This is a genomic window from Dyadobacter sp. 676 (assembly GCF_040448675.1).
Taxonomy (GTDB): domain Bacteria; phylum Bacteroidota; class Bacteroidia; order Cytophagales; family Spirosomataceae; genus Dyadobacter.
On record NZ_CP159289.1, the window covers coordinates 6,491,588 to 6,512,257 of the forward strand.

Here is a 20,670-nt window from a genome sequence, read left to right on the forward strand (position 1 = left end):
TGCATGAACAAGGTTTGATTTTTTACCATAACGCCAGAAATAATGCTATCAAACGTCCCCTTTGATCAGTTGGCGGCTTACAAAAAGCTGAAAACGCATCACAAAACCATTTCACAAAAGCATTTAAAAAGCCTCTTCGAAGAAGATCCCGACCGGCATAAAAAATTCTCCATCCGTTTCGGGGATATATTACTGGATTATTCTAAAAACCGAATCAATTCGCGCACACGCTCATACCTGATCCAGTTGGCGGAAGAAGCCGGCCTGGCGGAGGCGATCGAGGCGATGTTCACGGGGGCGAAAATCAATGCAACCGAAGGCCGTGCCGTGTTGCATACCGCATTGCGCAACCGTTCCAACGAGCCCGTGCTCGTGGATGGCAAGGACGTAATGCCCGACGTGAATGAGGTGCTTGCGAAAATGAAAGATTTTTCGACGCGCGTGAGATCGGGTGCGTGGAAAGGTTACACGGGAAAGGAAATCACCAACATCGTGAACATTGGTATCGGCGGTAGCGACCTGGGCCCGGTAATGGTGACCGAGGCGCTGAAAGCCTACGCCAAAAATGGCTTGAATGTGCATTTCGTGTCCAATGTCGACGGTACGCACATCGCCGAAACCGTGAAGACGCTCAATCCTGAGACGACGTTGTTCATGATCGCTTCCAAGACGTTCACGACCCAGGAGACAATGGCGAATGCACACAGCGCGAGGAACTGGTTCCTGGAAAAGGCGTCCGACGAAGAGCATGTGAAAAAGCATTTCGTCGCCATCTCGACCAACCGAACCGAAGTGGAAAAATTCGGGATCGATCCTGAAAACATGTTCGGTTTCTGGGATTGGGTCGGAGGCCGTTACTCGCTGTGGTCGGCGATCGGTTTGTCGATTGCCTGCTATGTAGGCTTTCAGAACTTCGAGCAATTGCTCACCGGTGCCCATGAAATGGACAAGCATTTCCGGACTACCAAACTCGAACGCAACATTCCGGTGATCCTCGCATTGATCGGAATCTGGTATAACGACTTCTTCGATGCGCAAACCCAGGCGATCCTGCCGTACGATCAATACCTGCACCGCTTTGCTGCTTATTTCCAGCAAGGCGATATGGAAAGTAATGGAAAGAGCACCGGTCGTAACGGCAAGCCGGTAGGTTACCAAACTGGTCCGGTAATCTGGGGTGAACCGGGTACCAACGGGCAACATGCATTTTACCAGTTGATCCACCAGGGCACGAAACTGATTCCTTGCGATTTCATTGCGCCGGCTGTCAGCCACAATCCGCTGGGCGAGCACCACAAGCTGCTGTTATCCAATTTCTTCGCGCAAACCGAAGCATTGATGAACGGGAAGACCGACGAAGAAGTCCGCGCGGAGTTGAAAGCCGCGGGAAAGAGCGATGCGGAGATCGAGCAGATCGCGCCTTTTAAAGTTTTCTCCGGTAATCGTCCCACCAACTCGATTCTCGTAAAGAAAATCACCCCGAAAGTGCTGGGCAGCCTGATCGCGATGTACGAGCACAAAATTTTCGTACAGGGCGTAATCTGGAACATTTATAGCTTCGACCAATGGGGCGTTGAACTTGGCAAACAACTCGCCAACAAAATTTATCCCGAATTGCAGAATGACTGGCCGGTTTCCAACCACGACAGCTCGACTAACGGGTTGATCAACCAGTATAAACGTTGGCGCTAGTTTTTCAGCACCAGCTTTGTAAAGAGATAACCAATTCCCACACCAACAGCATCTGCTACGGCATCCCACCAGTCAAAAGTGCGGTCGAATGGCAGGAGCTGTTGGTAAAATTCCAGTCCCAGCCCATAAGCTAATCCCAACGCTACAACCAAGCGGCTTTTTTCGGGGTAAATAATCAGCGCGAGAATCGTCCATACCGTAAAGAGTCCCGAGTGGACAATTTTATCGAAACCTAAGACGGGAGCGGCGGGCAGGTCTTTGCCCGGCCATGTGCACGCAACCAAGATCAGTAAACTCCAAAACCAGATAAGCCATTGATGCCGAACTATGAGCCGGATTGTGGATTGTAACATTTCCAAGAATGCTTTTTTGAAATAGTATGCTGAAAAACGCGCCCGGTTTTTTGAAATTTAAGTCGGGAAGCGGTGAGTAGTGGGCGATAAGCTATAAGCAATAGGCTGTAAACTGTAAGTAATAGGCTGCGCTAATGGGCTGTTATTCAGCTGGTATGCACTTACCCGACAATGCCGTATCTCGCTTCTCTAATGCTTATAGCTTAAAGCCTATTGCTTACAGCCTACTGCCCCCACCTTATCCGTTATCCGCAAACTCCGGATAGAGCGTCATTCCACCGTCGATGTATAGTGTTTCACCATTAACATAATCCGAATCGTCCGATGCGAGCCAGGCGACGGCCTTGGCGACATCCTGCGCCGTGCCGATGCGTTTGTATGGAATCAGCTGCAACAAGCTTTTGTATTTGTCCGGGTCAGACCATACTTCCTTATTAATCGGGGTTTTGATCGCCCCGGGACTTACGGAATTCACCCGAATTTTGTAAGGTGCAAGTTCCTGGGATATAGACTTCATGAACATCATCACGCCGCCCTTAGAAGCTGCGTAGTTAACATGTCCCGCCCAAGGGATAACGTCGTGGACGGAGCTCATCAGCACGATTTTCCCGATCGCCAATTCACTGTGCGCATTGCGATTAACTGATTGGTCCTGAGCGATGAACTGCTTTGCCGCCTCGCGGCAAGCCAGAAATTGGCCGGTAAGGTTGATGTCGATGACTTTCTGCCATTGGGCAAGCGTCATTTCAAGGAAAGGCGCGTCCTGTTGCAGACCCGCGTTGCTTACAAGCACATCCACGCGCCCGAACTGATTCACAGCTTCGGCGAATAATGCTTTTACATCTTCTTCCTCACTCACGTCAGCCCTGACGAGAATGGCACTTCCGCCATTGGACCGGATTTCTTCGACTACTTCACGGCCCGCTTCCTCGTTGGAGCTGTAATTCACCACCACATGTGCGCCATTACTCCCGAAATGAAGAGCACAGGCTTTACCGATCCCCGAGCTGGATCCTGTCACGATGACGACCTGATCTTTGAATTTCAGTTCGATCATATGATTTCCTTTTCAACGGATTTCAATTTTTTCCAAACGCGACGGTTCACATTCTTGACCGCCCAGTTTTTCGCAATCAGAATTGCTTTGGAAACAGCCTCGCGGGGAGAAACATTGGTTGATCTCAAAAGTTCCTGGGCAACGGCCACCGCTTTTTCACGCGTGGTGGGTGAAAGGTACATCAATTCCGGTAATGCGATTCTTGCGTCCATAGGAGATGAATTTTGTTTAATGGTTAATTAGATTGATGATGACTGTACTCGGTTTAAAAAAATCAGTGCCAGCTATCCGGGAGTGGATTTTCTATTTTTATATACGCTCGAAAGCCCCAAAATGTAACACTGGGTGTAAAAAAAATCCCCATCTGTTTGACGGACGGGGACTTTTTCTAATCTGATTCTTATTTTACTTCTTCGAAATTAACGTCCGTCACGTCGTCAGTCGAACCGTTGTTGCCGGCACCCGGGTTTCCGTTAGGGCCGCCTGCACCGGGCTGGGCGCCTCCGGCTGGTTCACCGCCTTGTGCGTACATTTCCTGTGCCGAAGCCTGCCATGCCGCATTCAGTTTCTCCATAGCAGTGTCGATACCTCCAAGGTCTTGCGACTGGTGGGCAGTTTTCAATTCTGCCAACGCTCCTTCGATATTCGACTTGTTGCCGGCCGAAAGTTTGTCGCCATATTCTTTCAACTGTTTCTCGGTCGAGAAGATCAGGCTGTCGGCAGCATTGATTTTTTCGATTTTTTCACGTTCCGCTTTATCGGCAGCCTCGTTCGCTTTGGCTTCTTCGCGCATTCTGTTGATTTCTGCGTCGGTCAGACCGCTGGAAGCTTCGATCCGGATTTTTTGCTCTTTACCGGTTCCTTTGTCCTTCGCGGAAACGTGCAGGATACCGTTCGCATCGACGTCGAATGTTACTTCGATCTGAGGCACACCGCGCTGTGCAGGCGGGATATCCGACAAGTGGAAACGTCCCAGCGTACGGTTCTGGTTAGCCATCGGGCGCTCGCCTTGCAACACGTGGATTTCCACGGAAGGCTGGTTGTCGGCGGCAGTCGAGAACACTTCGGTTTTCTTCGACGGGATTGTAGTGTTCGCTTCGATGAGCTTGGTGAACACACCCCCCAAAGTCTCGATACCCAGCGACAGAGGGATAACGTCCAGAAGAAGTACGTCTTTTACCTCACCGGTGAGTACACCACCCTGAATTGCAGCACCTACGGCCACAGCTTCGTCGGGGTTAACGTTCTTCGATGGTTTTTTGCCAAAGAACTTCTCAACTTCCTCTTGTACGCGAGGGATACGGGTAGAACCCCCTACGAGGATTACCTCATCGATATCGCTGTTTGAGTAACCGGCGTTTTTCATTGCCCTCTTGCAAGGCTCCATCATGCGTTGGAACAGCGAGTCGGAGAGCTGCTCGAACTTCGAACGGGTCAGCGTGCGCACGAGGTGTTTTGGAATACCGTCTACCGGGAAGATGTATGGCAGGTTGATTTCAGTCTGAGTAGAGCTCGACAATTCGACTTTTGCCTTTTCGGCAGCTTCTTTCAGACGCTGCAACGCCATCGGGTCTTTTTTTAGATCGACGCCTTCGTCTTTCTGGAATTCCTCCGCCAGCCAGTTGATGATTACCTGGTCGAAGTCGTCACCACCCAGGTGGGTATCACCGTCGGTAGATTTTACTTCGAATACGCCGTCACCCAGTTCAAGAATGGATACGTCGAAAGTACCGCCGCCCAAGTCGAACACGGCAATTTTCATATCCTTGTGCTGTTTGTCCAGACCGTAAGCCAGGGCAGCAGCAGTAGGCTCGTTGATGATACGTTTTACATCCAGACCGGCGATCTGGCCGGCTTCTTTTGTAGCCTGGCGTTCCGCGTCGTTAAAGTATGCGGGAACGGTGATCACCGCTTCGGTAACTTCCTGGCCCAGGTAATCTTCCGCGGTTTGCCTCATTTTTTGAAGAATGAAAGCGGAAACTTCCTGTGGTGTGTAAAGGCGGTCACCGATCGGAATGCGTGGGGTATTGTTAGGGCCTTTTTCTACGCTGTACGCAACGGTCTTCATTTCAGACGTTGTGTCGTCGTATTTTTTACCCATGAATCTCTTGATGGAGCTAATAGTATGCTTGGGATTCGTAATCGCCTGACGTTTGGCCGGTGCTCCGATTTTGCGTTCACCGTTATCCATGAATGCAACCACAGAAGGAGTAGTGCGGGCACCTTCGCTGTTGGCTATTACAACCGGCTCGTTACCCTCCATGACAGCCACGCAGGAGTTCGTTGTTCCTAAGTCTATGCCAATAATTTTTCCCATTGTTCTATTTTATAAGTTAAATATGATTTGATTCTGGAATTCCGACCGCCCCTTTCGACGGTCACTGGGAGTTTTATTAAAAACCCCGTACCAGAAAGTTTCATACAAAACCGGAATGACAAAGTGTCAGGCCGTAAAACAGCCTGACACGGGAAAGGGTCAACTCAGCATTTGTCCCATATACGGGTCGCTCTGGCTTGGTGCACCGGTTTCGACATGACCTGCAAAGCGCGAGAAGGCGTTTTCGGTACCTTCCATTGCGACGGTGAAATCGTACCAGTTGAAGTTCTTTGCTAGATTAAGCACAATGATTTTGCGGGATTTCGTCCCCGCGGATGCTTTTTCCAGTGTAATGCTTTGAATGGCAGCCCCGTAGGCGTTGTCGGTGATCGTCACGCTGCACTTTTCCGCAGGATGCAGATTGCTGATTTTCAATTCGATGTGCCCTGTCGGTTTTTTACTTCTGTCCAACTGGTAGGCGCACTCGACTTTCACAAACGCGTGTTCCTTATCGCCACTATATTCCCGAAAGAAGCCGTTGGGACCATACACCCTTAAATGATAATGTTGATTTTGGAAATCGGGGATATTCCAGGAGCCGGTCAGGGCATCTCCGGCTTTCACGGCGTAGTTCCAGACCTTGACTTGCTCGTTTTTGTATTTTCCCAGGGCGTACACAATAAACGGCGAACCGGCAGATTTGTCGCGAAATATGCCATTTCTGGCTTCCAGCTTAATTTCAAATGCATTTTTGGCAGAGTTGAATGCGCCGTCGGCATATAATTCATACGGGATCGCGCAGGCAGGCCGCGTACCTTTTTCCTGATTGGGTAGGATAGGAGAGGCGAGGGGTTTTTTGTTTACTTCTTCAATTTCAGCTTTTGATAATGCCTTGTAACCGTTCGGAAGCTTTTTGAATTTCGCATTGAAAATGCTTTCCATAAACTCTTCCCGCTCCACGAATGTCGGGAGCTTTATTTCCTTACCGTCGTAGGGCGTGAACGTCGAAGTCAAATCACCGCAAATAGTGCGCCGCCATTCGCTGATATTTGTTTCCTTCACTTGTTTACCTGATTTGAGGCTCACAAACTTTTCGAGGAACTGCAAAATGGAAGTGTGGTCGAATACTTCCGAGCACACATTGCCGCCGCGGTTCCAGGGCGAGGCGATGATTAGCGGCACGCGGTAACCCAGCCCGATAGGGCTCTCGCGGCATTCCTCCTTTTTCTTTTTCGTCATATCCTGTTCCAGAGTGACAAATTCCGTTTTGCAGTCGATGCCCGCAGAAACGGCGCCGGTGTCTTCTTTGTAAGGATCAGGAACAACATACGGCGGCACGTGGTCGAAATAGCCGTCGTTTTCATCGTAGCAAAGAATGAAAATCGTCTTTTTCCAAACCTCCGGATTGGTAGTCAGAATATCTAAAACCTCTGAAACATACCACGCACCATACCAGGGAGCGCCCGGGTGATCGGAGAAGTTTTCGGGAGCTACCAGCCAGGACACCGTCGGCAGTGAACCGGTTTTAACGTCCGAACGGAACTGGTACAGCACGTCCCCCATAGGGGCCTTTGCTTCGTGCTCGATGTCGCCGTCGTGATATTTTACGGTTGTGATTTTACGGTAATCGGGATCGTTCCTGTTGACCGTGAATGCTTTATTGTGAAGATTTTTCTCCCGCTGCGACAACTTTTCGAACTTTTCGGGGCTCCACCGGATCAATTCCTCATTCGCCAGTTTCAGTAACGCACGTTTTTCTTTCAGTACTTTTTCAAGATCGTCGGCTTCCTTGCCCGACAACGTTTTCAATTTTGCCTGCGCTTGTTCGATCTCCCGTGGTAGCATCTGCTGGCGTTCTTTCAAATAGCGCTGATAGCCGGTGTGGTAGCGGATATTGTATTGGGTAAACCATTCGATCGGGTTATCCGTAAAATTGGCCAGCCATGCATCTTCTTCACCTGTAAAACCGGTATTGATACTGAGCTCGTTCTGATAAATCCGCCACGAAATGCCATTGTCTTCGAGCCGCTCCGGAAAGGTCGTCCACGATGCTTCCCGGTCGGCGGTTACGTTTTCATTGCGGATATTGGCGTAGTTTTTGTCGGGGTCCGGGTTTTCGCGGACGGTGCCGGTCCAGAGGTAAAGACGGTTCGGGGTAGTACCTGTGAGCGACGAACAGAAATTCTGATCGCAAACCGTAAACGCGTCCGCCATCGCATAATAAAAGGGAATGTCCTCGCGATTATAATAACCCAGCGTTAAAGGCATTTTGGCATAATCCTTATTGCCGGGTTGCTTGGCGATGAGCCATTTATCATATTTGCCTTCATTACGGGCGTCCACCTGGTTTGGCCAGGAATGCGGGAGCGAGCCCATCCAGGTTGCCTTGGACTCCTTGATATTCAGGCGAAAAGGTGCGTAAGTTTCTCCGAATGCATTGGTTTGCAGCCAAACCGGGTTGTTATTCGGAAGCGTAATGGCCCTGGGGTCGTTGAAACCGCGGACGCCGCGGAGCGTTCCGTAGGAATGGTCGAATGAGCGGTTTTCCTGCATGAGTATAACCACATGTTCGGCGTCCTTCCAGGTTGTGCCTTTGGGAGGGTTTATTGCTAATGCTTTCTGAATTGAAGCGGGCAGGGTGCTGAACAATCCGGCTGCTCCGGTGAGCATGGTGGCTTTCCGGATAAATTCTCTTCTCGAATCCATGGTTAAGGTGAGTTATAAAAAGGAAAAAGGGCTTTACGATAGTACATTATTTTGTGCAAATGTACTATCGTTTTAAAGCCCCTGCTTTATGTTGCTGTTATTCTTTACGGCTTACTTTCCGCCGAACAGGCCGCCGAGCATGCCGCCCAGATCGATACCGCCCGAAGCCGGCTTGCCTTGCTGGTCGTTGCCGCCGCCGAAGAGGCCGCCCCCCATTTGAATGAGCGATCCGAGGTCGAAGCCATTGCCTGTGCCCTGGCCACCCGATCCGTTCAACTGACCAATTACTGCGCCCAGCACACCCGGCAATACCGAGTTGACGATGTTACCGGCCACCTGGCTGTTTAATCCGAATTTCTGCACGATTGCGCCAACGGCGTTGCTGGCGATGGACGCTACAATGGGATTGTTCAGAAGCGAACCTGCCGAAGTGCCGCTTTCGCCACCAAACAGCCCCATCAGTCCGCTGATGTTGCCGCTTTGTACCTGTTCCTGCAAGCCGCCAGTGATGGAGCTTGCCAACGTGTTCATGACTTCCTCATTATGCTCGTTGGGTACCGCGGGGTTCTGAACGACAGCTTGTTGTGAATTTTGTTGTACGAGGTCGAAGAGTTGTTCCAGCATTTCTATTTGGTTTTGAGGTACGAGAGTTGGTTTGTACCTGCAATATCCAAATTTTATGCAAAAAAAATCCCGCCGGGGAGGCGGGATGCTGTTTTATTTTACCTGATCAACGATCGCTTTGAATGCGTCAGGATGGTTCATCGCGAGATCCGCCAGAACTTTCCTGTTCAGCTCGATGCCTTTTGCATTAAGTTTGCCGATGAAAGCAGAATAAGACAATCCGTGCTGGCGGGTTCCTGCGTTGATACGCTGGATCCACAAGGCGCGGAAATTACGTTTCTTCTGTTTACGGCCTTCGTATGCGTAAGCCAAACCGCGCTCCACGGCGTTCTTGGCAACGGTCCATACATTTTTGCGACGGCCGAAATAGCCTTTCGCGAGTTTTAAAACTTTTTTACGTCTTGCACGTGACGCTACGTGATTTACTGAACGTGGCATAATTTAACTGTTTTTGATAATCGGCGCTCCGCTGAGACTTTAATGCCTTTTATCGGGTTGAACAAAAAACCAGATTTTAATTTCTGATCGGCTCTTTACGGATTATTTCCGAAGCATCGCCAATACTTGCTTCTCGTTAGACTCATCGATCAGACCAGTCTTTACCAAACCACGCTTGCGCTTGTTTGATTTCTTGGTCAGGATGTGGCTGTGGAAAGCGTGCTTACGTTTGATTTTTCCGGTGCCAGTCAGCGCGAAACGCTTTTTAGCCCCGGAGTTGGTTTTCATTTTAGGCATGATTCAAAAAACTAATAGTTGATAAAATATAAAACAGCGCGCAAAATTAGCGAAATTTTACATAAAATAAAATCGTGTTCCTGACATACGCCTGAAACACGATCTGAATTATTATCTAGAATAATGGGATACTACTTTTTGGCGGTAGGAGTGAGGATGATCGTCATCCGTTTTCCTTCCAGCTTCGGCTCCATTTCCAGCTTGCCATAGTCGGCCAATGCTTCGGAGAATTTGTTCAGAAGGTTCACACCGCGCTCTTTGAAGACGATTGTACGTCCCACGAAATGCACATATGCTTTCACTTTCGAACCTTCTTTGAGGAAGTTGATCGCGTGCTTCAATTTAAAATCGAAGTCGTGGTCGTCCGTGTTCGGGCCGAAACGGATCTCCTTGATCACCACCTTCTGGGCCTTTGCCTTGATTTCCTTTTGTTTTTTCTTCTGCTCGTATTTGAACTTCGAGTAGTCCACTACTTTGCAGACCGGCGGGACCGCCGTGGGCGCAATCTCCACGAGGTCAAGCCCTTGTGCCTTCGCAATCGCTCGGGCGGCATTGATATCTACTATACCCGGTTCGATGTTTTCGCCCACCAACCGTACTTCTTTTGCTGTAATTCGTTCGTTTATTTTATAAGGTTCTTCGGGAACTCTTAACCGTCCACTAGGGGGTCTTAATGCCATATAATTTGTATTGGTGTTTTTTTTATTTTTTGGTGGAAATCGAAAAATCTAACACTGCTCTCACAAAAATAGTGCCTTATTGCTGGAATAATACTAAAATCTTACAAAAACATCAAGCAATGGCAGCCTCCTTTTTGAAAAACGCGATAAACTCTTCGAGCGTCATACTTCCCAGATCGCCCTCACCTTTGCGGCGCACCGAGAGCTTTCCTTCGGCAGCCTCCTTTTCGCCCACAATAAGCATGAATGGCACTTTGGTCACTTCGGCGTCGCGGATCTTGCGGCCGATCTTCTCGTCGCGGTGATCTACAAAGCCACGGATGTCATGATCCTGCAACTGGAAGAACACGTCTTCCGCATAATCCGCGAATTTCTCGGAAATCGGCAGGATCGCAATCTGGTCGGGCGAGAGCCACAACGGGAACTGACCAGCTGTATTTTCGATCAAGATCGCTATAAAACGTTCCATTGAACCGAAAGGCGCCCGGTGGATCATAACCGGTTGATGCTTCTGGTTGTCGGAACCGGTATATTCCAGACCGAAACGCTTCGGCATCTGATAGTCGACCTGAATGGTGCCCAACTGCCATTTGCGGCCCAATGCGTCGCGCACCATGAAATCTAGTTTCGGACCGTAAAACGCGGCTTCACCGAGTTCTGTCACGGTTTTCAGACCACGCTCCGCGGCTGCTTCCACAATTGCATTCTCCGCTTTTTCCCAGTCCTCATCTTTACCGATGTACTTCACTTTGTCGTTAGGATCACGAAGCGACACCTGGGCGCTGTAATCCTCAAAACCAAGCGATTTGAAAACATATAGCACCAGATCGATCACACGAATGAACTCCTCCTTCACCTGATCGGGGCGGCAGAAGATATGCGCGTCGTCCTGAGTGAACCCGCGCACGCGTGTGAGCCCGTGCAATTCGCCGCTCTGCTCGTAACGATAAACGGTACCGAACTCCGAAAATCGCAGGGGCAGGTCCTTGTAGGAGCGGGGAGAAGTTTTGTATATCTCGCAATGGTGCGGGCAGTTCATCGGTTTGAGCAGGTACTCCTCGCCGAGGTTCGGGGTTTTAATGGGCTGGAAGGAATCCTTGCCGTATTTATCCCAGTGCCCCGAAGTAACGTACAGTTCTTTGCTACCGATGTTTGGCGTTACCACTGGCGTGTAGCCCGCGCGCGACTGCGCCTTGCTCAGGAACGCCTGCAAGCGCTCGCGAAGCATCGCTCCTTTCGGCAACCACAATGGCAAGCCTTGCCCTACCTTTTCCGAGAACGCAAAAAGCTCCAATTCTTTGCCCAGGCGGCGGTGGTCACGTTTTTTGGCTTCCTCGATCAGGGTCACATACTCTTCCAGCTCTTTCTGTTTTGGAAAAGTAATGCCGTAAATGCGGGTCAGCATTTTGTTTTCCTGCTTGTTACGCCAGTAAGCGCCCGCGATATTGGTCAGTTTTACCGCTTTGATAAAACCGGTATTCGGTATATGCGGCCCACGGCAAAGGTCGGTAAAACCGCCTTGCTCGTACAAGGTGATGGAGCCATCTTCCAAGCCGTCGATCAGTTCCAGCTTGTACTCGTCGCCTTTTTTTGGTAAAATAGTCGATGGCTTCGGCCTTGCTGATCGGCTTGCGGATATATTCGTTCTTCTGGCGGGCCAATTCCAGCATCTTCGCTTCGATTTTCGGGAAATCTTCCTGCGAAATGGTTTGTCCGCCGAGGTCTACATCGTAGTAAAAGCCCTTTTCGATCGCAGGCCCCGTACCAAATTTGATTCCGGGATAGAGCGCTTCCAACGCTTCGGCCAGCAAGTGGGCCGAGGAATGCCAGAACGTCGATTTACCGTCCTCGTCGTTCCACGTCAGCAGTTTCACCAGGGAGTCCTCCGTGATCTGGCGCGTAGGGTCCCAAACTTCGTTGTTGACTTTGGCAGCTATCACATTCCGTGCAAGCCCTTCACTGATACTGAGCGCGATTTCGAGCGCGGTTACCCCTTTCGGGTAAAAACGTTCGCTACCATCGGGCAGGGTAATTTTTACTTGAGACTCGTCTTTCATTCAAAAAATAATTCTATGACTATGGTTCGATGGCCATGCGGGAGGCCGCAAAACACAAAGCTATTCAATTTTAGCTTTGCGCGATGAGTCCACGCGGATATTTGTCGCACCGCGGGGTTGGATAATATTAATTTTAATCCGCGAAGTATCCAGTAATTTGTACCCGGCATTGGTATTTTCCTCAGGATAGTAGGAGGGGTAAAGTCCTTCCGACTCGATTTTCCGGATGCGGTACATGCCGTAACGCGCATCCTGGTCGCCGGGCGCTATGGTCAATGCGGTGGTGTAGTAGGTCTTCGCAATATCAAGTTCGCCGCTTTTTTCGTAGGCATATCCGAGCATATTGTTGATTTCCTTGGACTGCGGTTTCTTTCTCAAAAGCGTTTTCAAGGCCGGTATCGCCTGCGAAAATGCGCGGAGCTGCATTGCCACCGTTGCCAGCCCGTTCAATGCTTCTTCGTAGTCCGGCTGGATAGCCACCGCCTTTTGATAAAAGATCAGTGCCGTGTCCGGCTGTGCCAATGCATTCAGGATTTCGCCTCTTTCAAAAAACAGGCTCGCACGTTCGGGAAAGCGTTTTAATGCCCTTTCGTTAATGGCAAGCGCCTCGGTGGTGTTTTTGAGTTTTAAATTGATTAACGTGCTCTGTTCGTAAGCCCTGAGAAGCCTCGGATTGACGTTCATCGCATAGTTGAGGCTCGACAAACTGGCCAGCGAATCGCCTTGCCTGGCTTGTAACGTTCCTTTTACATAATACGCGGAACCGTCGTACGGGGCCATTCTCAATGCCTGGTTCAGGTATCCGGCCGCTTCGCCGAAACGGTTTTTGGCTTGCAGAATATCGGCAAGCAACACGTATAGCTCGGGACTGCTTTGCTGTAATGCCTCGGCGCGCTGCGCGTCTTCCAGCGCATTGTCGATCTTGCCGAGCTCCCGGTTGATTTTTCCGCGCAACAGAAAATATTCGCTCACATTATCCTGCTCATAGATCGACTCATTGATATCGTCCAGCGCCTCGGAGTATTGCTCGCGCTCAAAGTAAATGCGGGCTCTTTTGAAATAATTGACGTCCGAATCGATCCCGCGGTTGATCAGGTCTGTCAGTGAAAGCAATGCATCTTTCTGCCACTGTTCTTTACTCTTTTTGATTACGGGTGGTATGCGCGTGGACGTGCGCGCGTCGCTCTGGCAGGCCTGCCCGAGACCTCCCAACGCAATGAGGAATGCAAATGATAGATATTTCAGGTTGTCAGACTTCATTCGCCGCTAAACATTCTGGTCCGAAAAACGCGAAAACACGCCCAATGGAAGTTTTTTGCCAAACGAATCGGGAATGAATAATTCACCGAACTCGTGCCTGATATCCGTTCCGAAATGCGTTTTGATCAGATTTTCGACAATCAATGCCGAAAAGCCGAGTGAATACAGGTTAATAATAAAAAAGAAATTCTTTCTCTTCAATAACTGAGCACATAGCCTTAGCAGTTCATTCAAACTCTCTTCGAGCAGCCATTTTTCGCCATCGGGCCCGCGCCCGTATGCGGGAGGGTCGAGGATCAGTCCGTTATACTGGTTGCCTCGCCGTACCTCGCGCTGCACAAATTTCAATGCGTCTTCCACTACCCAGCGAATATTGTTCAGTCCGCTTAGTTCCATATTTTCCCGCGACCAGCTGATCACCTGTTTCACCGAATCGACATGCGTCACATCGGCGCCCGATGCCTTTGCCGCCAACGAGGCAATGCCCGTATAGGCAAACAGGTTCAATACCGAGGGCTTTTCCTCGGGCATTTGCTTCAAAGTCCGGGCGATGAAATCCCAGTTGGTAGCCTGCTCGGGGAACACGCCCACGTGCTTGAATGACGATAATGCGAGTTTGGTACGCAAATGCAGGTCTTTGGTCCGGTACTGGAAAACCCATTTGTCGGGCATATCGCCCCTGGTGATCCATTGCCCTTTTTCCTGGGAATTTTTATCTTTTTTAAAAATGGCGTTCGAGCGCCTGTCCCACTCCGCTTCGGAGAGCGACTTATCCCAGATTGCCTGCGGCTCGGGACGCGAAAGAATGTACGGCCCGAATTTTTCGAGTTTCTCGAAACTACCGCTGTCGATTAACTGGTAGTCGGTATGTTGGTCTGGTGAGAGTAGTATCAAGGTGTACTTCGGCTTTCGGCTTTCGGCCGTCGGCCTTTTTAGGTTAAAAATAACTCTTGGGAGCAAATTGTTTTATGGTACTTCGGCTGTCGGCTTTTTTTGTTTGACTTCGTTTGTGTACCGGTGTGTGCCGCCTATCGTTTTCAGGGGCACTCCCCGCTAGGGTTCCCTGTGGCCATATATGTCGTTACTTTTTTTCGTCTACCGGATTATTTATGAATTATTAAAATACTCCGTAGGAGAAAAGCCGAAAGCCGACGGCCGACAGCCGAAGTCCTAATAAGCAATCTTGTTCAAATAAAACACATTCCTCCGGCCGCGTGTTTGCGGGTCTCCGGCGGCATTCACGATGCGCTGTTCGCCCCAGGCGAGGTAGAAGTTATCGTACCAGTAGTCGATATCGTCGGTGCTCGTTTTGCGCACTTTGTCGCCTTCCACATATGTCTCGTTCGGGATCACGCGGTCGCTGTCGATGACTTGGTCGCCTTTGATGATCTTGCTGCGAATGGCGCCGTTGTGGCTGTAAATCAGTTTCGAATTGCCATTGGAGAAGGTTTGTACTTTGATTTTTTCCTTCAACTCCATGCTTTTCACGTTATCGAAACTAATACTATTGTCCCAAAGCAGATTGCCATTCTGATCCACATCGGCTATGATCGCATGTGTGTAGGTAAAACCGTCGAAAACCTGCGAATTATAGCCGCGACCGCCGTACATCGGATTCCACAGGTACGGATTATAGAGCCCCATTCCGAACGGATAGCCGTAGCCGCCGTATCCATAGCCAAAACCACCCATCATACCCGGGTTCTGGTAACGGTATTCTGGATAGAAGACCTCCGCAACGAGCAGAAAATTGGACGCTTTGGGGACAATGTCGTGTACCAGAAGACGATAGTTCAATTTCAGATCTTCGCCGTTTTCCTTCTTCTTGCGAATGCGTTTCTCCATTTTCTCCTGCTGACGTTCGCTGAGGAAGTTGAAGAAGTTTTTGAAGTCCGTAAAACTGTGGTATTTGGTAAACACTGTTTCATCCCCGACGATTTTGCTGATATAAAGCCCCTGCGATGCCGCAACGGTGCTGCTTTGCATATTACGGTAGCCATAAGTACCGATCACAATGCGCACCGAATCGTTCAAAACCTGCAAGCGACCGCTGAGAAGCGAATAATCGTCCTCCGGGTCGACGGTGACCTGGGTATAGAGCTCCCCTGTTTCTTCGTAAGACCTGGCCACGATCTTGGTCTGGCGGCCTTTTTTTACCGCAAAACAAACATTCACCAAATGCTGCGCCGTGTCCACCTCGACCGTCTGAATGGCGTTGGAACCTTTAATAGCCGAAGGCAGCACACGCGTTTGCTGCGTTGTAAGCTGGGTATATATCAAAACCGGCTCGTTTCGTACCATTCCGGCCATGAAAACGGAATAGCCGAGCGTTTTGAAGTCGGTGATCTCGAAACGGTCGACTGTATTAATGGTGAAAGTCTCCACAAAACCGGGGCCGACATTCACCTTTACAATCTGATATAAAGAGCTCCGGTATTTGCTGAAAAGCAGGAAAACGGCCTGCCCGTCGTAGGAAGAAGCGATGTAATCGAGGTTCGACTCGATCGGGCCGTCGATGGACCATACCCTTTCGAGGTTTGTATCGAATTTCTGGACATTGAACGTGCCTTTGTCGGGCTTGGAAATGAGCAGTACGCCCTGTTTGCCGAGGGGCACAGCCTGGTAGGCCGTATTGCCGGGCAAAGGAAGTTCAATCCGTTTCACTCCCTGGGCCCGAAGCTGTGTGCCGAGGATGCCCAGGAAGAGTAGCGGTAAGGCCAGCCGAAAAACGGATCGCTTATTTTTTGTCATGCGCCAAAGCAACGATATGGTCGAATTCTTCGCGTTTTACCGGCACGACCGACAATCTCGACAAACGGACCAGATCCATTTGTTTCAACAGTTCGTCCTTCTTGATCTGCGCCAGCGTAACGGTGTTGGGGAACTTCTCAACGGGAACCAGGTTCACCACCACCCACCCGGGCTCGTCGGTGGTAGGGTCGGGGTAATGTTCTCTTGAAACCTTCGCAAGCCCTACGACTTCCTTACCCTCATTGCTGTGGTAAAAAAGCACCGGGTCACCCACTTTCATCGCCATCAGGTTATTACGGGCCGCATAATTGCGGACGCCGTCCCACATGCCTTCACCCTCGGTGACAAGGTGGTCCCAGGAGTATTTAAATGGTTCTGATTTTACAAGCCAATGGTTCATTCGGTGGGTTTTTGTATGGTAGGACTTAAAATGTTAATCTTTCGGGACTAAATCAAGGGAATTTCGGGAATTTGCTGAAATCCGGTTTGCGTTTTTCCAAAAACGAGCGCTGGCCTTCCCTGGCTTCTTCGCTGAGGTAATAAAGGAGCGTTGCATTGCCGGCGAGCTCCTGGATGCCTGCCTGGCCGTCGAGCTCCGCGTTGAACGCGCTTTTGAGCATACGGATCGCGAGCGGGCTTTTTTCCTGGATTTTTCTTGCCCATTCCAACGTAACGGTTTCGAGGTCTTCCAAAGGCACGACCTTGTTCACCAGCCCCATTTGCAATGCATCCTGCGCATCGTACTGGTCGCAAAGGAACCAGATTTCGCGCGCCTTCTTCTGGCCTACCACACGGGCGAGGTAGGAAGCGCCGAAACCGCCGTCGAAGCTGCCGACTTTCGGGCCTGTCTGGCCGAAACGTGCGTTTTCGGCGGCGATGGTAATGTCGCAGATCACGTGCAGAACATGGCCGCCGCCGATGGCCCAGCCCGCTACCATCGCGATTACCGCTTTGGGGATCGAGCGGATCATTTTCTGCAGATCGAGCACATTCAATCGTGGCACGTGGTCGTCGCCCACATAGCCGCCGTGGCCACGGACCGACTGGTCGCCGCCGGAGCAAAACGCCTTGCCTCCTTCGCCCGTTAAAATGATCACATCGATCCGCGGATCTTCCCGGCAGATATGCATCGCGTCGATCATCTCGCTTACCGTAAGCGGGGTGAACGCATTATGCTTGTGCGGGCGGTTGATGCTGATTTTCGCGATTCCTTCGTGAAGTGTAAAGAGAATTTCTTCGTATTCCTTAATGGTTTCCCATTGCACTGTATTGGACATAAAATCGGATGGTAAAATTGAGTTAATCGCAATGCAACGGCCGAAATGAGGCCACAGGCCCGGCATGCCGTACATTGCCTGAATGCGCGAAATTACTCATTGTTTGGGCTCCTTCAAAAACAAATGAATAACTTTCCGGCCCATTAAAAACCGGAAACAGGCACCGGTAACGAAATAAACGCAGAAACCGCAGCGATGATCTGGACAACGAGCAAAACGCTTTGGCAAACGCAGAAGAGGCCGCGCAATCCCTATTTCGCACAGGCCTACGACTTTATGGAAAAGTGGCTGAACGGAACGCGGGAATTCGAGCTCCGTACATCGGGCTCTACCGGCCTGCCCAAGCCGATCACCGTCACACGCCGGCAGCTCTCCGCCAGTGCGCACATGACGGGCAAGGCGCTCGCGCTCCCGGGCGGAACGCGCGCACTTGTGTGCCTGAACGTCGGGTATATCGCAGGGTTAATGATGCTCGTAAGGGGAATGGAGCTGGACTGGGAGCTGATAGTTACGGAACCGGCTGCGAATCCAATCGCCGGGCTCGATTCGGTGGATTTCGACTTCGTGGCAATGGTGCCTATGCAGTTGCAGACTATTCTCGAAAACCCGGTTACGGGAAAGCAGGTTAGCCATTTGGGTAAAATATTACTTGGGGGGGGCGCCGGTGGGCCTGGCGTTGGCCGGCCGGATCAAGGGACTGGATATCCCGGTTTTTCAGAGTTACGGCATGACGGAAACCGTTTCGCATGTAGCCCTGAAAGCATTGAACGGCGCCAATGCGAGCGATTCATATGTGTTCCTGCCGGGTATCGAATTCGGTGTCGACGCGCGTGGTTGTCTTTTTATTTCCGGCGCGGTGACCAACGGACAAACGGTTCAGACGAATGATCTGGTGGAAATCGATGGTAATGCGTTCCAATGGATCGGACGGGCGGATAATGTGATCAATTCGGGCGGTGTGAAAATTGTGCTGGATCAGATGGACCAGCGGATTGCGGCGGTTTTTCATGATCTGGGTATTCCGAATGCATTTTTCTGCTGGTGGGAACCGGATGAAAAATTGGGCCAAAAACTAGTGCTGACCGTCGAAAGCACACTCCCTGATCACATGGAAATGCAGTTGCGGAAGGAAATTAGAAGCCGCGTTTCGACCTATGAAAACCCGAAACATATTTACTTTGCAAAAGCGTTTGCCAAAACCGCAACGGATAAAATAGACAAACGCGCTACATTTCAACAGCTTTCAAAATCTTCGAATGGATAAAAATCTTCAGATACCCGGCCAGTATATCGTTCGTTACCAGACAGCCCCGGTGGTTCCGGCACCGTTTGCCCACTTTTATACATTGAAACTGGACATCCAGTCGGCTCAGGACCTGCGTGTGGATTTCGATATCGTGTACAACGACCGGGAAGAACTGACCGACGACGAAATTTACGACGAAGGTTTTTCCAAAGACGACGATTACAAATGGAAAGGCAATTTGCCCGCGATCTGGATCGAAGAATTCCGGGAGATTCTGGCCGGTTCCAAGACCATCCGTAAGCGCGAAGAAAGCGAATATGAGGATTTCATCGAAATAGAACTGGACGAAAACGATAAACGGGTGACGATTTATCCGGTCGATAAAGAGCGCTGGTCGTACTTTTTGCAGGAAATGATGCAAGCCATTTTTGAAACCGGCGGTCGTGAAAAGCCGTTCGAATTGACCTACCTGGACATCGATAGCGACGGCAAAACGACCATCGACCTGAAAGCGTCGTTCAGCAAAAAGGAATTTACATTAAGCAAGAATGCAGGTGCACCCCGTAAACTGGATTGGAACCAGTTGCAAAAAATAATGGATACGGTTTACAAAGCTGAATTCGTAGCTGACAACGCTTCGGAAACCCGTCCGGCCAAACGCGGTAAGTACATCACAGCCGGCGACGGTCTATGGTATCAGCTGGGCGTCGCTGTTCTGGAAACAACTTCCAAAAGCAAGGATCTTGCAAAAATAGAGGCGCTGTTCCATGCGCTCTCGAAATAGCGGCTACTGACGGTACTGGCTCAGTTCCATTTGCAATTCGTCGACGAGCTGGGCCACTCTTTCAAGCGAGGGTTGTGGCGCGGGCATCTGAACGCTCACAAACGCCTTCACTTCCCACACTTCCAGCACGTCCTGCAAAGGCACTTCCAGTTCTTCAAAGGAAGGATTGTCAGAAGTAAGCAGTAAAATACCCGCCGTTTTGACCTGGTTGAATACACTTCTGTAAATCAATCCGTGGTTTCTCAGCAGAAAAACGTATTGCATGCCATCCTTGATATCGTACCAGTTGCGGATGAATGCGCCCACGAGAACAGAACCGGGGTACATGAAATCCTCGCCGCTCTCGAACGCCCGGTAGTAGCCTGACGGCAAGATAGGTAACTGGAACAGCGGCAGGCTATTAAGGTAATGCGGGTTCTGAAAGTTGGCGATGTATTCTGCCTGTTTATTGCGCGCGACCCATTGGATAGTAGGAAAATGCTGCACAGGCTGCTCTACCGCCGCATTGAATTGCGGGGTCTGGTATTGATTATTAAATGTAGGGATGCCCGGCGACTGCGGCAGGGGCTGCTGAGGCACAGCCGGCGGCTGCTGAAATGCCGGTTGCTGAAACGCCGGAGGCTCCGGATATACCGATTGCTGATTGGCAGTGATATTCGCCGGCTGATGTGTTTCTCCGTTAACCGGTTTCAGATTGATCTGCCGCGAGACCTGGCGTAGAGGCTGCTCGGGCTGCTGATAGGCTTCGATGATCTTGGACAACGGCTGTGGTTCCGTATACCCGGGCGTGCGCGTAGGTGCGGGCTGGGGCATCGTACCCGAGTGCGAAACGGTCATTGGGCGGGAGGTTGTCAGCGGTAGCGACATTTCGGGCGTTTCCCTGAGTTTCCGCAAGTCGTTTTTTAGCAAATTGTCAACGCTAACGCCGAATGCGGCGGCCATGTTTTTGAGATTAGTAAGGTTGGGATTGGCCCTTGCCTCTTCGTAAGCGCCCAGTAACGATCTCTTGATCGCGATCTTACGGGCGAATTGTTCCTGCGTCAGGCCGTTGAGCCTTCTGAGATACTTGATGTTGTTGCTGACGATGCTCATAGTACAACCGATCCGTTCAAAACTGCCTACTAATTGACA

Annotated in this window: 18 protein-coding genes and 2 pseudogenes; 4 read left to right on the top strand and 16 right to left on the bottom strand. The window is 50.4% G+C overall.

The genetic code is table 11. The features are described from left to right. Window positions 1–42: 42 nt before the first annotated feature. Window positions 43–1,692 (top strand): glucose-6-phosphate isomerase, encoded by a 1,650-nt coding sequence (gene pgi / locus ABV298_RS28515; protein WP_353719532.1) that lies wholly within the window; start codon window positions 43–45, stop codon window positions 1,690–1,692. Here pgi and ABV298_RS28520 read toward each other — a convergent pair. The 15 genes and pseudogenes from ABV298_RS28520 to menB all read right to left on the bottom strand — a co-directional run bounded on the left by ABV298_RS28520 (window position 1,689) and on the right by menB (window position 17,509). Continuing rightward, window positions 1,689–2,045, bottom strand: a complete 357-nt coding sequence (locus tag ABV298_RS28520; protein WP_353719533.1) for a VanZ family protein — start codon at window positions 2,043–2,045, stop codon at window positions 1,689–1,691. The two genes, pgi and ABV298_RS28520, sit on opposite strands and share 4 nt — an antisense overlap. A gap of 238 nt (window positions 2,046–2,283) precedes the next feature. Beyond that, on the bottom strand, window positions 2,284–3,102 hold the full coding sequence (locus ABV298_RS28525; protein ID WP_353719534.1) for an SDR family oxidoreductase: 819 nt from the start codon (window positions 3,100–3,102) through the stop codon (window positions 2,284–2,286). Next, window positions 3,099–3,314 (bottom strand): hypothetical protein, encoded by a 216-nt coding sequence (locus ABV298_RS28530; RefSeq protein WP_353719535.1) that lies wholly within the window; start codon window positions 3,312–3,314, stop codon window positions 3,099–3,101. Before ABV298_RS28530 ends, ABV298_RS28525 begins: the two co-directional genes overlap by 4 nt. Window positions 3,315–3,502: 188 nt before the next feature. Further along, window positions 3,503–5,419: a molecular chaperone DnaK gene (dnaK, locus tag ABV298_RS28535; RefSeq protein WP_353719536.1), complete on the bottom strand. Its 1,917-nt coding sequence runs from the start codon at window positions 5,417–5,419 to the stop codon at window positions 3,503–3,505. Window positions 5,420–5,578: 159 nt separating this feature from the next. Next, window positions 5,579–8,125 (bottom strand): phosphocholine-specific phospholipase C, encoded by a 2,547-nt coding sequence (locus ABV298_RS28540; RefSeq protein ID WP_353719537.1) that lies wholly within the window; start codon window positions 8,123–8,125, stop codon window positions 5,579–5,581. Between the two features lie 111 nt (window positions 8,126–8,236). Next, window positions 8,237–8,749 (bottom strand): hypothetical protein, encoded by a 513-nt coding sequence (locus ABV298_RS28545; protein ID WP_353719538.1) that lies wholly within the window; start codon window positions 8,747–8,749, stop codon window positions 8,237–8,239. Window positions 8,750–8,842: 93 nt separating this feature from the next. Beyond that, window positions 8,843–9,187, bottom strand: a complete 345-nt coding sequence (gene rplT / locus ABV298_RS28550; protein ID WP_015810727.1) for a 50S ribosomal protein L20 — start codon at window positions 9,185–9,187, stop codon at window positions 8,843–8,845. A 102-nt stretch (window positions 9,188–9,289) separates the two neighbouring features. Then, on the bottom strand, window positions 9,290–9,484 hold the full coding sequence (gene rpmI / locus ABV298_RS28555; protein ID WP_015810726.1) for a 50S ribosomal protein L35: 195 nt from the start codon (window positions 9,482–9,484) through the stop codon (window positions 9,290–9,292). Between the two features lie 131 nt (window positions 9,485–9,615). Next, a complete protein-coding gene (infC, locus tag ABV298_RS28560) occupies window positions 9,616–10,164 on the bottom strand; it encodes a translation initiation factor IF-3 (RefSeq protein ID WP_353719539.1) in 549 nt (182 codons plus the stop codon). A 112-nt stretch (window positions 10,165–10,276) separates the two neighbouring features. Next, window positions 10,277–12,221 (bottom strand): annotated as a pseudogene (gene thrS, locus ABV298_RS28565) (threonine--tRNA ligase). A 60-nt stretch (window positions 12,222–12,281) separates the two neighbouring features. Next, complete coding sequence (locus ABV298_RS28570; protein WP_353719540.1) at window positions 12,282–13,481, bottom strand: tetratricopeptide repeat protein; 1,200 nt, start codon at window positions 13,479–13,481, stop codon at window positions 12,282–12,284. Between the two features lie 6 nt (window positions 13,482–13,487). Further along, a complete protein-coding gene (locus tag ABV298_RS28575; RefSeq protein WP_353719541.1) occupies window positions 13,488–14,375 on the bottom strand; it encodes a class I SAM-dependent methyltransferase in 888 nt (295 codons plus the stop codon). Between the two features lie 276 nt (window positions 14,376–14,651). After that, the gene (locus ABV298_RS28580) at window positions 14,652–16,232 is read right to left on the bottom strand and encodes a hypothetical protein (RefSeq protein ID WP_353719542.1); all 1,581 of its coding nucleotides are present in this window, start codon (window positions 16,230–16,232) and stop codon (window positions 14,652–14,654) included. Then, window positions 16,219–16,632: an EVE domain-containing protein gene (locus tag ABV298_RS28585; protein ID WP_353719543.1), complete on the bottom strand. Its 414-nt coding sequence runs from the start codon at window positions 16,630–16,632 to the stop codon at window positions 16,219–16,221. Before ABV298_RS28585 ends, ABV298_RS28580 begins: the two co-directional genes overlap by 14 nt. A gap of 52 nt (window positions 16,633–16,684) precedes the next feature. Next, on the bottom strand, window positions 16,685–17,509 hold the full coding sequence (gene menB / locus ABV298_RS28590; RefSeq protein WP_353719544.1) for a 1,4-dihydroxy-2-naphthoyl-CoA synthase: 825 nt from the start codon (window positions 17,507–17,509) through the stop codon (window positions 16,685–16,687). A gap of 276 nt (window positions 17,510–17,785) precedes the next feature. On the opposite strand from menB, the pseudogene ABV298_RS28595 reads away from it, so the two are divergent. From ABV298_RS28595 to ABV298_RS28605, 3 genes and pseudogenes are all read left to right on the top strand, one after another. Continuing rightward, window positions 17,786–18,118, top strand: a pseudogene (locus ABV298_RS28595) (acyl-CoA synthetase); the annotation flags it as partial. A 40-nt stretch (window positions 18,119–18,158) separates the two neighbouring features. After that, window positions 18,159–18,773, top strand: a complete 615-nt coding sequence (locus ABV298_RS28600) for a hypothetical protein (protein ID WP_353723285.1) — start codon at window positions 18,159–18,161, stop codon at window positions 18,771–18,773. Continuing rightward, window positions 18,766–19,539 carry a hypothetical protein gene (locus ABV298_RS28605; RefSeq protein ID WP_353719545.1) on the top strand — a complete coding sequence of 258 codons (774 nt, stop codon included), beginning with the start codon at window positions 18,766–18,768 and terminating at the stop codon, window positions 19,537–19,539. Before ABV298_RS28600 ends, ABV298_RS28605 begins: the two co-directional genes overlap by 8 nt. 3 nt (window positions 19,540–19,542) lie before the next feature. Here ABV298_RS28605 and ABV298_RS28610 read toward each other — a convergent pair whose 3' ends face one another. Beyond that, on the bottom strand, window positions 19,543–20,631 hold the full coding sequence (locus tag ABV298_RS28610) for a helix-turn-helix domain-containing protein (RefSeq protein WP_353719546.1): 1,089 nt from the start codon (window positions 20,629–20,631) through the stop codon (window positions 19,543–19,545). Window positions 20,632–20,670 lie beyond the last annotated feature (39 nt).

Coding starts and splice junctions, on each gene's coding strand:
- rplT (WP_015810727.1), bottom strand. CDS start 9,187: ATGCCACGTTCAGTAAATCACGTAGCGTCACGTGCAAGACGTAAAAAA.
- ABV298_RS28580 (WP_353719542.1), bottom strand. CDS start 16,232: ATGACAAAAAATAAGCGATCCGTTTTTCGGCTGGCCTTACCGCTACTC.
- ABV298_RS28530 (WP_353719535.1), bottom strand. CDS start 3,314: ATGGACGCAAGAATCGCATTACCGGAATTGATGTACCTTTCACCCACC.
- ABV298_RS28585 (WP_353719543.1), bottom strand. CDS start 16,632: ATGAACCATTGGCTTGTAAAATCAGAACCATTTAAATACTCCTGGGAC.
- ABV298_RS28570 (WP_353719540.1), bottom strand. CDS start 13,481: ATGAAGTCTGACAACCTGAAATATCTATCATTTGCATTCCTCATTGCG.
- menB (WP_353719544.1), bottom strand. CDS start 17,509: ATGTCCAATACAGTGCAATGGGAAACCATTAAGGAATACGAAGAAATT.
- ABV298_RS28525 (WP_353719534.1), bottom strand. CDS start 3,102: ATGATCGAACTGAAATTCAAAGATCAGGTCGTCATCGTGACAGGATCC.
- ABV298_RS28610 (WP_353719546.1), bottom strand. CDS start 20,631: ATGAGCATCGTCAGCAACAACATCAAGTATCTCAGAAGGCTCAACGGC.
- ABV298_RS28545 (WP_353719538.1), bottom strand. CDS start 8,749: ATGCTGGAACAACTCTTCGACCTCGTACAACAAAATTCACAACAAGCT.
- ABV298_RS28605 (WP_353719545.1), top strand. CDS start 18,766: ATGGATAAAAATCTTCAGATACCCGGCCAGTATATCGTTCGTTACCAG.
- pgi (WP_353719532.1), top strand. CDS start 43: ATGCTATCAAACGTCCCCTTTGATCAGTTGGCGGCTTACAAAAAGCTG.
- infC (WP_353719539.1), bottom strand. CDS start 10,164: ATGGCATTAAGACCCCCTAGTGGACGGTTAAGAGTTCCCGAAGAACCT.
- ABV298_RS28520 (WP_353719533.1), bottom strand. CDS start 2,045: ATGTTACAATCCACAATCCGGCTCATAGTTCGGCATCAATGGCTTATC.
- rpmI (WP_015810726.1), bottom strand. CDS start 9,484: ATGCCTAAAATGAAAACCAACTCCGGGGCTAAAAAGCGTTTCGCGCTG.
- ABV298_RS28540 (WP_353719537.1), bottom strand. CDS start 8,125: ATGGATTCGAGAAGAGAATTTATCCGGAAAGCCACCATGCTCACCGGA.
- dnaK (WP_353719536.1), bottom strand. CDS start 5,419: ATGGGAAAAATTATTGGCATAGACTTAGGAACAACGAACTCCTGCGTG.